Here is a 15,004-nt window from a genome sequence, read left to right on the forward strand (position 1 = left end):
TCCTGTTCTATAGAGCGTCGTTTTTACTAGCAAGATCGGTCATTATCTCGTCTGCACGTTTTAATAGCGCTTGTTAATTCATTTATCGGCAAAAAACTTCATTTCTAAACGGATTTTTGTCACGGATTTCGTTATCCTTCAACGATAACACGAAATGTCAAAAACCCCCTATATTGAGAACTCAAATTAATCATGGCTAAAAGAAAAACGGCTTTTGTTTGTAACGACTGTGGCTCAGACCATCCGCGCTGGCAAGGACAATGTAACGATTGTCGTGAATGGAACACACTGACTGAAATTGTAATTGAAAATTCACCAACAAAAAGTGTCCCTGCAAGTCGCAATGGTTTTTCTGGGATCACCGCGGCGAAAGTTGAAGTTTTAAATGAAATCGATTTAGCTGCACTACCGCGTTTTTCGTCTGGCTTTAAGGAACTCGATCGTGTGCTTGGTGGCGGTATTGTTCCTGGTTCAGCTATATTAATTGGTGGTTCCCCCGGTGCGGGTAAAAGCACGCTATTATTGCAAGTCATGTGTTTGTTAGCGAAAACGAAGTCGACTTTGTATGTGACAGGTGAAGAATCACTTCAGCAGGTCGCAATGCGTGCTAAGCGACTGCAACTACCCGACGATAAGCTCAAATTATTAGCCGAAACAAACATAGATACTATTTGTCAATTGGCGCTTCAGCACAAGCCAACGATTATGGTTATTGATTCAATACAAGTGATGCACATGAGTGATATTCAGTCTGCACCCGGTGGTGTGTCGCAAGTAAGAGAAAGTGCAGCTGCTTTGACGCGGTTTGCAAAACAGCATCATATAGCAATGTTTTTAGTGGGCCACGTGACTAAGGATGGCAGCTTGGCTGGTCCGAAAGTGTTGGAACACTGCATCGATTGCTCAATCATGCTAGAAGGTGAGAGTGATAGCCGTTTTCGTACTTTGCGAGGCACTAAAAATAGGTTTGGTGCGGTTAATGAATTAGGCGTGTTCGGAATGACAGAAAAGGGTATGAAAGAGGTGTCTAATCCCTCTGCTATTTTCCTAAATCGCGAAGATGAAGCCTCTCCTGGTAGTATTGTTATGACGATTTGGGAAGGAACCCGTCCGCTGCTTGTTGAGATACAAGCGCTGGTGGACTACTCACAGATGTCGAACCCAAGGCGGGTTGCGGTGGGTGTCGATCAAAATCGGCTGGCCATGTTGCTGGCAGTTATGCACCGCCATGGTAATGTGCAAATGAACGATCAAGATGTATTTGTAAACGTAGTGGGAGGAGTCAAGATTACAGAAACAGGCGCCGACTTGGCTGTTTTGTTAGCAATGGTATCTAGCTTTCGCAATTATACATTATCAAAAGAGTTAATTGCATTTGGTGAAGTTGGTTTGTCAGGTGAAATTAGGCCTGTGCCCAATGGTCTTGACCGTATAACTGAAGCCGCTAAACACGGTTTTAAACGAGCAATAGTGCCCAAAGCAAATATGCCTAAACATAAAATACCGGGTATTGAAGTCGTGCCTGTGAGTCGACTTGCCGAGGCATTAGAAGCTATTTAAGTGTACTGGAATTTATAAATGAGCCATTCAATTAAGACGCCTGTTGTATTTTTACCCGGAACGTTGTGCGATGAACGCATTTTCATCCCGCTATGGCATGCACTCAATGCAAACGGTAATTCATTAGAGAATAAGGCATTCGTGCCACTGCAATGGGCTGATGATTTAGAGCAAATGCTAGCGTTGAGTGAAGACCGACTGGCTTATTTTCCGTCAAAGGTACACTTGGTTGGTTTCTCAATGGGGGGATATATTGCGGCGCTTGTTGCGCTGGCTAATCCGCAAAAAGTGGCCTCGTTAACACTACTGTCCAGCACAGGAACGGCGTTAGCAAGTCAAGATTTAGCGCAACGTAAGCTGTTGCTAGGCGCAATTAAAAACAAACAGTATAAAGGTATGACGCAGTCATATATTGAATTTATGTTACACACTAAAAATCATGGAAATGGGGTCATTACTGAGCTTATAAAAGAAATGGCTGATGATTTAGGACCATCCGTACTCGCAGCACAAACAAATGCTACAGGGAACAGACAGAATCTGATTAACAAGTTAAGTAAACAAACCTTTACTACTTATTTTGTGGTAGGTGAGCAAGACAATATCGCCACGGTAACTCAAATTAATGATATTGCTGCAAGTGCAGCTTCACTGCACAAAGAGGTGATTGTTGGTGCTGGCCATATGCTCCCCCTTGAGCAAACAGATGTGTTGGCAAATTACCTCCATTCTACGTTACCGTAAATTAGCTGTTAATAGGATAAACAGGCTGTTAGCAGCATAAAAAAGAGCTGACACCTAATAAAGTGGCTCCCTTAAGTTGCACACTTTACCGAAACACAGCTCTTCATCATTCATCATTTATCATTCATCATTTATCATTTATTATTTTTTATTATTATTTGTAATATCAGCTGTTGCTCGAATACCCTTGAGACTGAGCGAGTTAACTGATTTTCTTGTATTTCAAACGATGTGGCTCAACAACGTCATGACCGTAAGTTTCTTTTATCCAAGTCTCGTATTCATTATAGTTACCTTCGTAAAAGTTAATCTTACCTTCATCTCGATAATCCATAATATGCGTAGCCACTCGGTCTAAAAACCATCTGTCATGCGAAATAACCATCACGCAACCAGGGAATTCTAATATTGCATTCTCTAATGCGCGCAAGGTTTCAACATCAAGGTCGTTGGTTGGTTCATCCAGCAACAATGTATTACCGCCTGCCTTTAAAAGCTTAGCTAAATGAACTCGGTTGCGCTCACCACCCGACAAGTCTTTTACAAATTTTTGCTGATCGGATCCTTTAAAGTTAAAACGACTACAATACGCGCGACTATTAAGTTCAAAGTTACCAATACGAACAATATCTTGACCATCGGACAGTTCCTGATAAACCGTTTTGTCGCCATCCATGTGATCTCTAAACTGATCAACACTGGCTAGTTGAACCGTTTCGCCTATGTCTATTTTCCCTGAATCAGGTTGCTCCTGACCCGTTAACATTCTAAACAAGGTTGATTTACCTGCGCCGTTAGGTCCGATAATGCCAACAATCGCTCCTTTTGGTACTTTAAAACTGAGATCATCAATTAATAGACGATCGCCATATGACTTTCTCAAATTAGTCACTTCAATTACTTTGTCACCCAAACGCTCACCCGGTGGAATAAATAGTTCATTTGTTTCATTGCGTTTCTGGTAATCGCCAGAGTTAAGCTCCTCAAAGCGCGACATTCTTGATTTACTCTTGGCTTGACGACCTTTTGGATTGCTTCGCACCCACTCGAGTTCTTGCTTAATAGACCGCTGACGCGCACTCTCAGTGCGTTCTTCTTGCGCCAAACGAGCGTCTTTTTGTTCTAACCAGCTAGAGTAGTTGCCTTCCCATGGAATACCTTGGCCACGGTCAAGCTCGAGTATCCAACCAGCAACATTATCAAGGAAATATCTATCGTGGGTGATGGCGACAACAGTGCCCTCATAGTCATGTAAAAAACGTTCTAGCCATGCCACTGATTCTGCATCTAAATGGTTAGTAGGCTCGTCGAGTAGCAGCATTTCTGGTTTTTCTAACAACAATCGGCACAGAGCAACACGGCGCCTTTCACCACCGGAAAGTGTGCTAACATCAGCATCCCAAGGCGGTAAACGTAATGCATTTGCAGCCCGTTCTAATGCATTCTCTAAATTATGGCCATCTTTGGTTTGAATAATGGCTTCCATCTCACCTTGTTCTTGCGCTAGCGCATCGAAGTCGGCGTCGGGCTCAGCGTAAGCTGCATATATTTCATCAAGTCGCGAAAGGGCATGAGCAACATCAGCGACAGCTTCTTCAACATTACCCCTAACATCTTTGCTTTCATCCAGTTGAGGTTCTTGTGGCAAGTAGCCAATTTTCAGACCCGTTTGTGGAATAGCTTCACCTTCAATATCAGTATCAATTCCTGCCATGATGCGCAGTAAAGTTGACTTACCTGAACCATTCAAACCTAAAACACCAATTTTGGCACCAGGAAAGAAGCTGAGGGAAATATTTTTCAGGATTTGACGATTAGGTGGGACAATTTTCCCAACTCTATTCATGCTGTACACATATTGAGCCATAGTTCTCTCTTTTAACCTTTATGTTGATATGTTGTATTAATTCAGAACATAAATACGTTTCAACGCGTAAGTATATCGAACGTACTTTGTTTGATTGAATTTGTAGCCGTGAATTGTAAGGACTTTGGCAATTAAGTACTAGCTAATATCTGTGATATCATTAATAAAAATAATAAAGTGCTAATAACACAAGTTTTTTAACACAAGCTTTTAACACAAGCTTTTAACACAAGCTTTTAACACAAGCTTTTAACATAAGGAGTTGTATGCCAGCGTCTTACTCTTTGCAAGAACTCGCGCAACTTATCGGTGGTGAGTTACGAGGCGATCCAAGCGCAATTATCACCAGTATGGGCACTTTGGAAGGGGCTAAAAGTGGGCAGATGTCATTCTTAACGAATGCGAAATATAAGAATGCAATGGCAACAACAAAAGCAACTGCGGTTATTCTGAAAGAGGCGGATGTCGAATTTTGTTTAACCAATAAAATTATTCATACTGACCCTTATGTCGCCTTTGCGAAAGCGGCTCAATTACTAGATCCAACGCCAACACCTGATATGTTTGTTTCCGAGTTGTCACATATTCACTTCAGTGCCAATATTGGAGAAAACGCGAGCATTGCGCCGGGTGTGGTGATTGAAAAAAACGTAAAAATTGGAAAGAATGCTATTATAGGCGCTAACTCGGTGGTTGGCGAAGGTGCGCAAATAGGAGACGACGTAAACTTACGCGCAAATGTGACTCTTTATCATCGCGTCATTTTAGGCCACAGAGTGTCAATTCACAGCGGCACTGTTATTGGCTCCGATGGGTTTGGTTATGCCAACGACAAAGGTATATGGGTAAAGATTGCGCAAACCGGTACGGTCGTGATCGGTGATGATTGTGAAATCGGAGCTAACACCTGTATCGATCGAGGTGCGCTGGATAACACGATTATTGGCAACGATGTAATTATTGATAATTTGGTGCAAATTGCACACAACGTAACAATCGGTGACCACTCATGTATATGCGGCGGGACTGGCATTGCAGGCAGTGCTAATATAGGTAAATACGTGGTAATTGCAGGAACTTGTGTGGTGAATGGGCATATTGATATTTGCGATAAGGTTCAAATAACTGGGTTTAGTATGGTCACTAAATCAATCACGCAGCCAGGTGTTTACTCATCGGGTATGCCTGCGCAACCGAATAGAGAATGGCAAAAAAATACAGTTAGGCTGCGTCAAATAGACAAATTAATTGACCGCGTTAAAACATTAGAAGGTCTGCATAAGTAATCTTTACAATTGCTTATATTTAATTCCAATAAAGCGCTATACAAGCGCCTCAAAATGCTTAAAATATCACACTGAAATTTAGGTGAAGACGTATGTTCTATGATCCTCTTATCAGCATCGGCAGCAGCAATATAAATAAAGACTTATTCGTATTGCTATCGAACAATTGAGACGAACTGAAATGTGCACGCAAAACAAGCTCAGCAGGAGATCCACATGTTATCAAAAAAGATGAATATCGCAGAATTCGATCCGGAATTGGCAGCAGCGATAAATCAAGAAAATCAACGCCAAGAACATCATATCGAGCTTATTGCGTCTGAAAACTATTGCAGCCCGAGGGTAATGGAAGCTCAGGGTTCACAATTGACTAATAAATACGCTGAAGGCTACCCTGGTAAGCGTTACTATGGAGGTTGTGAATTTGTTGATATTGCCGAAGAATTGGCTATAGAAAGAGCAAAACAGCTGTTTGATTGTGATTATGCAAACGTACAACCGCACTCTGGTTCACAGGCAAACACGGCTGTGTTCATGGCATTAATTAATGCCAATGATACGGTACTGGGAATGAGCTTGGCGGATGGTGGTCATCTTACACATGGTTCTCATGTTAACTTCTCGGGTAAAATTTATAATGCGGTTCAGTATGGCTTACACCCAGAAACTGGCATTATTGACTACGACCAAGTTGAAGCGCTTGCAGTAGAACACAAGCCTAAATTAATTATTGGTGGATTTTCTGCTTATTCAGGTGTCGTTGATTGGGCTCGTTTCCGTGAAATCGCAGACAAAGTAGGTGCTTACTTACTAGTGGATATGGCTCATGTCGCAGGCCTAGTTGCGGCAGGTGTTTATCCCAGTCCATTACCACATGCGCACGTCGTCACCACAACAACACATAAGACATTAGCGGGGCCACGAGGTGGTTTGATTTTGTCCGCTTGTGGCGATGAAGCTTTATATAAAAAGTTCAATAGCTCAGTATTTCCAGGCAACCAAGGCGGACCTCTGTGTCACGTTATTGCTGCTAAAGCAGTTGCATTTAAAGAGGCGCTTGAACCTGAATTTAAAACTTATCAGCAACAAGTGCTTAAAAATGCTAAAGCGATGGTAGCAGTTATGCAAGAACGCGGTTATAAGATTGTGTCGAACGGTACGGATAACCACTTATTCTTGTTAGATTTAATTGATAAAGACATTACAGGTAAGGCCGCTGATGCTGCTTTAGGTAGTGCAAATATTACGGTAAATAAAAACTCTGTACCCAACGATCCAAGGTCACCTTTCGTCACAAGTGGTTTGCGTATTGGCTCTCCAGCGATAACTAGACGCGGATTCGAAGAAGCACAAGCAAGCCAGGTTGCTACTTGGATGTGTGATGTTCTTGACAATATTGATGATCAAAGCGTTATCCAAAGAGTTAAGGGCGAAGTCGTCGAATTATGCGAACGTTTCCCTGTTTATGGCTAGTGAGTGTAAAACTAGTTAACACATTTTTTAACAGAAGTTAGATTGCAGGCCATCCATTGTGTATGGCCTTGCGTATTTTTGGAGCGCTTGCTCATGTTTTGCCCATTTTGTTCTGCACAAGAAACCAAAGTTATTGATTCGAGGCTTGTGGCCGACGGTGCGCAGGTGCGCAGGCGTCGTGAGTGTCTAGAATGCCGCGAACGATATACCACATTTGAGATCGCTGAACTCGTTATGCCCCGTGTCGTTAAGCGTGACGACAGGCGCGAACCTTTTAATGAAGACAAACTACGGGCAGGGCTACAGAGAGCACTCGAAAAACGCCCGGTTAGTACTGAAAAAGTTGAAAACTGTATTGTTCGTATAAAGTCATCATTGCGTGCAACCGGTGAGCGAGAGATTAAAAGCGAATTTCTTGGCAGCTTGATAATGGATGAACTCAAAGAATTGGACAAAGTGGCATATGTTCGTTTTGCCTCGGTATACCGTTCATTTGAGGATATTAGAGAGTTTGGTGAAGAAATTGCCAAGCTAGGTGATTAATGCCTAAGTTCAGTAAAATCGATGCACATTGGATGTCTATTGCATTGAAACTAGCCAGCAACGGTCGCTTCTCAACAATGCCCAACCCTAATGTGGGCTGCGTTATTGTTGATATAAAGGGTAACTTAATCGGTCAAGGCTACCATCAGAAAGCAGGCCAAGGGCATGCCGAAGTGAATGCACTATTTGATGCCGGTTTTATTCCTCATCAGAATAGTGCCATAAGCCAAAGTTACCCTCATTTTACGCCTGTAACTAGCGGCGCAACAGCTTATGTCACTCTCGAACCTTGCAGCCACACCGGTAAAACGCCCCCTTGTACAACAGCACTCATTGAAGCGCAAATAGCACGAGTGGTAATAGCTAGTGTGGATAGTAACCCTGAAGTAATGAATAAAGGCATAGTGCTTCTGCAAGAAGCGGGTATTCAAGTTGATACTGGGCTGATGGGATCTGAAGCGCAGAAGTTAAATACCGCATTTAACTTTCGCATGACACATAACAAACCCTGGGTGATCGTCAAATTAGCAACCAGTATTGATGGTAAAACGGCCCTAAAAAATGGCCAGAGTAAGTGGATTACAGGGTCAAAATCACGAATAAATGTGCAGCTAGAAAGGGCCTGTAGTTGTGCTATTTTAAGCGGTGCTGATACCGTCATAGCGGACGACCCAAAATTGAACGTGCGTATTGATGAGTTGCCTGAATTTGCAAGTTCGCTTTTCCAAAAACGCGCTGCTCAGCCAGTCCGGGTCATTATTGATGGTCAAAATAGGCTGCATAATAATTATCAAATTTTTCAAGATGAGCACAAAGTGATGGTGTTCAATGCGCAACATAACCCTCTGTTAACGGCCAACAACATCGAACAAATTCAAGTGGCATTGCTTGATCCAAAAGGAAATCAAACAACGCAACATCGCCAGTATTTAGATTTACAGGCTATAATGCATGTCTTAGCTGAAAAGCAGATTAATCGTGTTTGGACTGAAACGGGCGCAGCGCTGTCAGGCGCACTTTTGAACATGAATCTGGTCAATGAATTGATTGTCTATCAAGCGCCGATGTTGCTTGGTAGCGACGCTAGAGGTGCTGTGAATATAGGTCAATTAACAAATTTACAACAAGCAATAGAAACAGAATTTGAGGAAGTGACTCAGGTTGGGGGTGATCTAAAAATTCGCTTATTGATTAAAAGCTAACAACAATGAAACAGCATTAGGAGTGTCGGTGAATGTTTACTGGGATTATAGAAGCCAAAGGAACGATTAAATCTTTGGTCAATCATGGCGACGATATTCGCCTGACCGTAGAAACAGGCAAGCTTGATATGAGCGACGTTGCCTTAGGTGATAGCATTGCCACGAATGGCGTTTGTTTAACCGTTGTCGATTTTGGCGCGCACTATTACAGCGTTGATGTTTCTTCTGAAACTATAAAACACACAGGGTTTGCTGATTATAGTAATGGCAGTGCAGTGAATCTTGAAAAAGCAATGCGTGCTGATACTAGATTTGGTGGTCACATTGTCAGTGGTCACGTTGATGGTGTGGGCGAAGTACTCTCTTTTACTGACCATCAACGTTATGTTGAAATTTGGGTAAAAGCGCCTGGTGAATTGGCTAAGTATATTGCACACAAAGGCTCAATTACGGTTGATGGAGTAAGTTTAACCGTTAATGAAGTAAAAGGGGCATCCTTTATGTTGTGGTTAATTCCTCATACTTTACAAGAAACAGTCATGGGTACCTACGCAATAGGGACCAAAGTGAATTTAGAAGTTGATGTCATAGCTCGATACCTTGAAAGGCTAATGCTGGGCGACAAAGCGGCACAAGAAGAAGAGCAAGACATCAGCATGTCGTTTTTAGCTGAACACGGCTATTTGAAGTAGGGTCGCTTGAAAGAAGCTAATTTGACACCAGTTCATTTGCAATAGTCTTATTTGAAATAGCCTTATTTGAAATAGCCTTATATTTCGAACTAGAGCAAAAGAATGAGAGCGAAACTAAGTGAGTGTGCTTTTAGAATATTTAAAAAATACGAAGAGAAATGTAATGGCGTTAAACACAACACAGGAAATTATCGAAGACATCAAATTAGGTAAAATGGTTATCTTGATGGATGACGAGGACAGAGAGAACGAAGGTGATCTTATCATGGCTGCTGAGCACGTTACGCCAGAAGCAATTAATTTTATGGTCACGCACGCGCGCGGATTAGTGTGTTTACCTATGACAGCAGAGCGCTGTCAACTTTTGAAGTTACCCTTGATGGTAGACAACAACAATGCTCAGTTTTCTACTAACTTCACCGTATCGATTGAAGCTGCTGAAGGTGTCACGACCGGCATTTCAGCAGCCGACAGAGCAAGAACGATTCTTGCTGCAGTTAGCCGAACTGCGATTGCAAAAGACATCGTACAACCGGGCCATATATTTCCACTGATTGCTAAAAAAGGTGGTGTGCTCAATAGAGCCGGTCATACTGAAGCGGGGGTTGATTTGGCCAGAATAGCAGGTTGTGAACCTGCTTCTGTTATTGTTGAAATACTCAACGATGACGGTAGCATGGCGAGACGACCCGAGCTGGAGGTATTTGCTAAAAAACACAATTTGAAAGTTGGCACTATTGCTGATCTTATCGAATACAGAAACCTAAACGAAACTACCATTGAACAAGTAGCGACTTGTCAACTCCCTACCGCGTTCGGAGATTTTGAACTGATTACCTTTAAAGACGTGATTGATGAGCAAATTCATTTCGCGCTGAAAAAAGGTGATATTATTGAAGATAAGCCCACCCTAGTGCGAGTGCATTTGCATAATACCTTAAATGATTTACTCAGCTCCACCAGAGCGGTTAACCGCTCAATGCATTTGTCCGAGTCAATGCAACGCATTAATAAAGAGGGTGGTGTGCTGGTTCTACTGGGTAAAAAAGAAGATATTATTTCACAAGTAAAGCAGTTTCAAGCAGAAGACAGCGGCGAAGTTGCCGAAGGTAAAGCATGGCAGGGTTCGTCACGCACCGTTGGTATAGGTAGTCAAATACTAGCGAGCCTAGGCGTTAAAAAAATGCGTTTATTGAGTAAGCCAATTAAATATTCTGCGTTGTCTGGATTCGGTCTTGAAGTGGTTGAATATATTTATGACCAAAAATAAATCCTTTTAAATATTATATTAGCGTGATTTATGGTATATTTCGCGCCGATTTTTTTGGAGAGCAAAATGATAGAAATTGAAGGTAATATTCGAGCGACAGGCAAAAAATTCGCCATTGTTGTAGCACGCTTTAACGGTTTTGTAGTTGAGAGTTTGTTGGATGGTGCATTAGATACACTAGAGCGCTATGGCGAGGTCAACACTGATGACGTGACGGTAGTTCGAGTGCCGGGTGCTTACGAATTACCTTTTGTTGCTAAAAAACTTGCTGAGACAAATAAATATCATGCGATTATTGCACTAGGTGCAGTGATCCGTGGTGGAACCCCCCATTTTGATTTGGTGGCTGGTGAATGTAACTCAGGTTTGGCTAAAGTATCTTTAGAAACCGGTATTCCAGTTGCCTTTGGTGTTATTACCACTGACAGCATTGAACAGGCTATTGAGCGTTCAGGTACTAAAGCCGGTAATAAGGGCGCTGAGGCTGCTTTGTGCGCACTTGAAATGGTTAACGTTATCAGCGCTATAGAAGAGGCTAAATAAGTGAAACCTGCCGCGCGACGTAGAGCTAGAGAGCTAGCAGTTCAAGGTTTGTATGGTTGGCAAATGAGCGGTAACCCGATAGAGCAAATAGAGCTCAGTATTGCTACCACCAATAATATGCAAAAAGTGGACATGGAGTACTTCCAAGCTCTGTTGCGCGGAGTCGCAAAAAGAACTGAAGAACTAGATAAGGCGATTAAGCCTTATTTAGGTCGCTTGCCCGAAGAGCTGGATCCAGTAGAAAAAGCCATTTTACGTTTAGCAACATTAGAGCTAGTTGAACGTTTTGATACCCCTTATAAAGTGGTTATCAATGAATCAATTGAACTAGCTAAAACGTTTGGCGCAGAAGAAAGTCACAAATTTGTCAACGGCGTGTTAGACAAAGCCGTTAAAACACTTCGAAAAGACGAAAGAAGCTAATTCAGTGAAAGAGTTTGATTTAATTGGTAACTACTTTGCTAAAGGTGGTTATGTTCGCAAAGATGTATTGCTAGGCATTGGAGATGATGCAGCAGTTACTAAAGTGCCTGCAGGGCAATGTGTTGTTACAACCACAGATACGATCGTTGAAGGGGTTCATTTCCTTCCTCAAACCGCACCAGAATCCATAGCACATAGAGCTATTGCGGTAAACTTAAGTGATCTTGCCGCGATGGGAGCCCAGCCCGCGTGGATAAGCTTGTCACTTTCGTTACCAAGTATTAATGAGAGTTGGCTTAAAGCATTTTCAGAAAAAATTCATAGTCTTAGTCATTACTTTTCGTTCCAATTGATTGGCGGCGATACTGTTCAAGGCCCACTAAGTATTACTGTTACCGCGCAAGGCTTTATACCTGACGACAATCAAATAACACGCAGTGGTGCTGAACCTGGCGACTGGTTGTTTGTTACTGGTTCGTTAGGTGATGCTGGTGTGGGCTTAGATCTACTTCAAAATAAAATTACAGTAAGCAACCCTGAGCACGCGTCGTACTTAAAAAACCGACACTGGTTTCCAACGCCTCGAGTACTAGCTGGAACCACGCTTAGACGAATTGCAACCTCATGTATTGATATCTCTGATGGGCTTATACAAGATTTAAAACACGTTATTTCACGCTCTGAAGTAGGCGCCATTGTGCACCTTGACAAATTACCTATTTCAGAAGCTATAACGAAAAATATTGAAAACGGAATCGATGCAATTACTTATGCAGCCACTGCAGGTGACGACTATGAACTACTGTTCACTGTTCCTGAGGAGCAAAGAGTACATATCGAAACCGCACTGGCGAGTTACAATATCCCGGTGACTCGTATCGGACAAATTACGGGGGCAACGGGTAAGATTGATCTTCGTCTTAATCAAAAACCTTTCGAATTTGAATCAAGAAAGCTCGGTTTCGAGCACTTCTCCTGATGGACAAAACCTTACGCCAACGAGTTAGCATGAAGAACCCTGTGCACTTTTTGGCATTAGGTTTTGGTTCTGGGTTAGTGCCAATGATGCCTGGGACGTTTGGTTCAATAGCAGCACTGCCTATTTTGTATGCGATGAGCTTTGTTAGCCTACAAAGTTTTATAGTCATTACGGTCGTTAGTTTTTTAGTGGGTATCTATCTTTGCGGCAAAACCGCTCGTGACTTAAAAGTGCATGACCATGGATCCATTGTATGGGATGAAGTGGCAGGCATGATGGTGACTTTCATTGCTGTTCCAATCAATCCACTTTCATTACTACTTGGTTTTTTATTGTTTCGCTTTTTTGATATCCTAAAACCTTGGCCAATTAGGGTCTTTGATAGACGTGTACACGGCGGTTTTGGAATTATGATTGACGACATTGTAGCAGGTGCAATAGCGTGTGCTTGTTTGCATGGGATATTGTACTTTTTATCAAACGCGGTATAAGCGGTTTTAATTTTTCCAAATAAAATAAGGTGATACATAAATGCGACAGTACTATCGCATTTATGTAAGCTAACTATTCGCTGCAACAGCCGCCAAAATACCCTCAGTATCCAAACCTATTTCAGCATACATCTCTTGCTGGGTACCTTGCATAATAAACTCATCTGGCAAACCTAATTGCACCAAGTTAGGCGTCAGTTTGTGTCTAAACAATGCTTCCGCAACAGCACCGCCAGCGCCTCCAGCAATAGCAGCATCTTCTAGCGTTATTAATAGTTCATGCTGTTCAGCCGCCGCGACTAAAGCAGCTTCATCAAGCGGTTTAACAAAGCGCATATCAATCAACGTTGCGTCTAATTGCATCGCTGCTTGGGTTGCAAACGGCATTAAGGTGCCAAAGTTCAAAATAGCAACTTTTTTACCCTCTCGTATGGTCTTTGCTTTACCAATACTGAGTAATTGCATCTCGCCGGTGGCATCAATGCCCGTTCCTGATCCTCTAGGGTATCTCACCGCCGCTGGTTTATTTGCTTTGTGGCCGGTATACAACATGTTACGGCATTCAACTTCATCTGAAGGTGTCATGATGATCATGTTTGGAATGCAGCGCAAGAAGCTTATATCAAATGCGCCTTGGTGGGTTGGACCATCTGCACCCACAAGTCCTGCTCGATCGATAGCAAACAGAACGGGTAGCTCCTGTATTGCAACATCATGAATTAATTGATCATACGCACGTTGTAAAAAGGTAGAGTAAATAGCGACGATGACATTTTTACCTTCTCGCGCCATACCGGCCGCAAGTGTGACTGCGTGCTGTTCAGCAATCGCGACATCAAAATATTGTTTAGGGAAACGCTGAGAAAACTCAACCATACCCGAGCCTTCGCGCATTGCTGGCGTAATGGCCATTAAATTAGAATCAACTTTGGCCATGTCGCATAGCCATTTGCCAAAAATGGCAGAAAAATTTGGAGAGCTTGGCGCCGTTTTAGGTAATTTGTGCTCTAGGTGATTAAACTTGGGAACTGCATGCCATTTAATGGGGTCTTGCTCAGCTAACTCGTAGCCTTTTCCTTTTTTGGTAACAACATGCAAAATTTGTGGCCCTGACATTTTGCGCATATTGGTCAGTGTGTCGACAACAGCATGTACATCATGGCCATCGATGGGCCCAAAGTAATTGAAACCTAATTCTTCAAAAATAGTACCTGGCACAACCATGCCTTTAATATGTTCTTCAGCTCTGCTAGCAAAGTCTTTAATGGGCGGCAAAGTGCTTAATAATTTCTTGCCACCATCTCTGATACTATTGAAAAAAGTGCCCGTTAATAAGCGCGCTAAATGACTATTTAAAGCTCCTACGTTTTCCGATATTGACATTTCGTTATCATTGAGCACGACCACGATGTCTTTACCTATATCGCCCGCATGGTTTAGGGCTTCAAAAGCCAGACCTGCAGTCATCGCACCATCACCAATAACTGCGACCACTCTACGTCCTTTATTTTCTTGTTCAGCTGCAATAGCCATACCTAATGCGGCACTGATTGAAGTTGAAGAATGCCCAACTGCAAAGGTATCGTATTCACTCTCAGGAGGCCAAGGAAAGGGATGTAACCCGCCTTTTTGACGAATGGTAGTCATTCTGTCGCGGCGCCCGGTTAGTATCTTGTGTGGATAAGCTTGATGGCCTACGTCCCAAACAACACGGTCAAAAGGCGTGTTATAAACATAATGAAGGGCAACAGTTAATTCGACTGTACCCAAACCGGATGCAAAGTGGCCACTACTTAAACTAACGCTATCAAGCAAGTAGCGACGCAATTCGTCCGCAATTTTGGTCAAAGAGTCTTTTGGTAATGTGCGCAACTCTTCTGGGGTGTTTGCTTTGGCTAAAGTTGGATAGTCAGCTAGGTTTAACGTCATTA

14 protein-coding genes are annotated in these 15,004 nt (G+C 42.6%); 12 read left to right on the forward strand and 2 right to left on the reverse strand.

What is annotated here, in order from left to right:
• Window positions 1-192: 192 nt before the first annotated feature.
• Both radA and G399_RS0117640 read left to right on the forward strand, forming a co-directional pair.
• The gene (gene radA / locus G399_RS0117635) at window positions 193-1,560 is read left to right on the forward strand and encodes a DNA repair protein RadA (RefSeq protein ID WP_006011206.1); all 1,368 of its coding nucleotides are present in this window, start codon (window positions 193-195) and stop codon (window positions 1,558-1,560) included.
• 18 nt (window positions 1,561-1,578) lie between these two features.
• Window positions 1,579-2,304, forward strand: a complete 726-nt coding sequence (locus G399_RS0117640; RefSeq protein WP_006011208.1) for an alpha/beta fold hydrolase — start codon at window positions 1,579-1,581, stop codon at window positions 2,302-2,304.
• 202 nt (window positions 2,305-2,506) lie between these two features.
• Here the strand turns inward: G399_RS0117640 and ettA are convergent, their stop codons facing one another.
• Complete coding sequence (gene ettA / locus G399_RS0117645; protein ID WP_006011210.1) at window positions 2,507-4,171, reverse strand: energy-dependent translational throttle protein EttA; 1,665 nt, start codon at window positions 4,169-4,171, stop codon at window positions 2,507-2,509.
• A gap of 266 nt (window positions 4,172-4,437) precedes the next feature.
• Here ettA and lpxD point away from each other — a divergent pair, with 266 nt between their 5' ends.
• The 10 genes from lpxD (at window position 4,438) to G399_RS0117695 (ending at window position 13,073) form a co-directional block, all read left to right on the forward strand.
• Entirely contained in the window at window positions 4,438-5,457 is a 1,020-nt protein-coding gene (gene lpxD / locus G399_RS0117650) for a UDP-3-O-(3-hydroxymyristoyl)glucosamine N-acyltransferase (RefSeq protein ID WP_006011212.1), read from the forward strand.
• Window positions 5,458-5,673: 216 nt separating this feature from the next.
• Window positions 5,674-6,930 (forward strand): serine hydroxymethyltransferase, encoded by a 1,257-nt coding sequence (gene glyA / locus G399_RS0117655; protein ID WP_006011214.1) that lies wholly within the window; start codon window positions 5,674-5,676, stop codon window positions 6,928-6,930.
• A gap of 93 nt (window positions 6,931-7,023) precedes the next feature.
• Entirely contained in the window at window positions 7,024-7,473 is a 450-nt protein-coding gene (nrdR, locus tag G399_RS0117660) for a transcriptional regulator NrdR (RefSeq protein ID WP_006011216.1), read from the forward strand.
• Window positions 7,473-8,675 (forward strand): bifunctional diaminohydroxyphosphoribosylaminopyrimidine deaminase/5-amino-6-(5-phosphoribosylamino)uracil reductase RibD, encoded by a 1,203-nt coding sequence (gene ribD, locus G399_RS0117665; protein ID WP_006011218.1) that lies wholly within the window; start codon window positions 7,473-7,475, stop codon window positions 8,673-8,675. The genes nrdR and ribD overlap by 1 nt, the downstream gene beginning before the upstream one ends.
• A gap of 32 nt (window positions 8,676-8,707) precedes the next feature.
• The gene (locus tag G399_RS0117670; RefSeq protein WP_006011220.1) at window positions 8,708-9,367 is read left to right on the forward strand and encodes a riboflavin synthase; all 660 of its coding nucleotides are present in this window, start codon (window positions 8,708-8,710) and stop codon (window positions 9,365-9,367) included.
• 163 nt (window positions 9,368-9,530) lie between these two features.
• Window positions 9,531-10,637, forward strand: coding sequence for a bifunctional 3,4-dihydroxy-2-butanone-4-phosphate synthase/GTP cyclohydrolase II (ribBA, locus tag G399_RS0117675; protein ID WP_006011222.1), 1,107 nt, complete (start codon window positions 9,531-9,533; stop codon window positions 10,635-10,637).
• Between the two features lie 66 nt (window positions 10,638-10,703).
• Window positions 10,704-11,180 (forward strand): 6,7-dimethyl-8-ribityllumazine synthase, encoded by a 477-nt coding sequence (ribH, locus tag G399_RS0117680; protein ID WP_006011223.1) that lies wholly within the window; start codon window positions 10,704-10,706, stop codon window positions 11,178-11,180.
• Entirely contained in the window at window positions 11,181-11,603 is a 423-nt protein-coding gene (gene nusB / locus G399_RS0117685; RefSeq protein ID WP_006011224.1) for a transcription antitermination factor NusB, read from the forward strand. It begins immediately after the preceding gene.
• A gap of 4 nt (window positions 11,604-11,607) precedes the next feature.
• Complete coding sequence (gene thiL / locus G399_RS0117690; protein WP_006011225.1) at window positions 11,608-12,582, forward strand: thiamine-phosphate kinase; 975 nt, start codon at window positions 11,608-11,610, stop codon at window positions 12,580-12,582.
• On the forward strand, window positions 12,582-13,073 hold the full coding sequence (locus G399_RS0117695; RefSeq protein WP_006011226.1) for a phosphatidylglycerophosphatase A family protein: 492 nt from the start codon (window positions 12,582-12,584) through the stop codon (window positions 13,071-13,073). The genes thiL and G399_RS0117695 overlap by 1 nt, the downstream gene beginning before the upstream one ends.
• Window positions 13,074-13,142: 69 nt before the next feature.
• On the opposite strand, the gene dxs is transcribed toward G399_RS0117695, so the two are convergent.
• Window positions 13,143-15,002 carry a 1-deoxy-D-xylulose-5-phosphate synthase gene (gene dxs / locus G399_RS0117700; RefSeq protein WP_006011227.1) on the reverse strand — a complete coding sequence of 620 codons (1,860 nt, stop codon included), beginning with the start codon at window positions 15,000-15,002 and terminating at the stop codon, window positions 13,143-13,145.
• Window positions 15,003-15,004 lie beyond the last annotated feature (2 nt).

It is taken from the genome of Brumicola pallidula DSM 14239 = ACAM 615 (genome assembly GCF_000428905.1).
Classification (GTDB): Bacteria; Pseudomonadota; Gammaproteobacteria; order Enterobacterales; family Alteromonadaceae; genus Glaciecola; species Glaciecola pallidula.

Bases quoted from the DNA above. Each gene is read 5' to 3' on its own strand.
- radA (WP_006011206.1), top strand. From the start codon at position 193: ATGGCTAAAAGAAAAACGGCTTTTGTTTGTAACGACTGTGGCTCAGAC.
- G399_RS0117640 (WP_006011208.1), top strand. From the start codon at position 1,579: ATGAGCCATTCAATTAAGACGCCTGTTGTATTTTTACCCGGAACGTTG.
- ettA (WP_006011210.1), bottom strand. From the start codon at position 4,171: ATGGCTCAATATGTGTACAGCATGAATAGAGTTGGGAAAATTGTCCCA.
- lpxD (WP_006011212.1), top strand. From the start codon at position 4,438: ATGCCAGCGTCTTACTCTTTGCAAGAACTCGCGCAACTTATCGGTGGT.
- glyA (WP_006011214.1), top strand. From the start codon at position 5,674: ATGTTATCAAAAAAGATGAATATCGCAGAATTCGATCCGGAATTGGCA.
- nrdR (WP_006011216.1), top strand. From the start codon at position 7,024: ATGTTTTGCCCATTTTGTTCTGCACAAGAAACCAAAGTTATTGATTCG.
- ribD (WP_006011218.1), top strand. From the start codon at position 7,473: ATGCCTAAGTTCAGTAAAATCGATGCACATTGGATGTCTATTGCATTG.
- G399_RS0117670 (WP_006011220.1), top strand. From the start codon at position 8,708: ATGTTTACTGGGATTATAGAAGCCAAAGGAACGATTAAATCTTTGGTC.
- ribBA (WP_006011222.1), top strand. From the start codon at position 9,531: ATGGCGTTAAACACAACACAGGAAATTATCGAAGACATCAAATTAGGT.
- ribH (WP_006011223.1), top strand. From the start codon at position 10,704: ATGATAGAAATTGAAGGTAATATTCGAGCGACAGGCAAAAAATTCGCC.
- G399_RS0117695 (WP_006011226.1), top strand. From the start codon at position 12,582: ATGGACAAAACCTTACGCCAACGAGTTAGCATGAAGAACCCTGTGCAC.
- dxs (WP_006011227.1), bottom strand. From the start codon at position 15,002: ATGACGTTAAACCTAGCTGACTATCCAACTTTAGCCAAAGCAAACACC.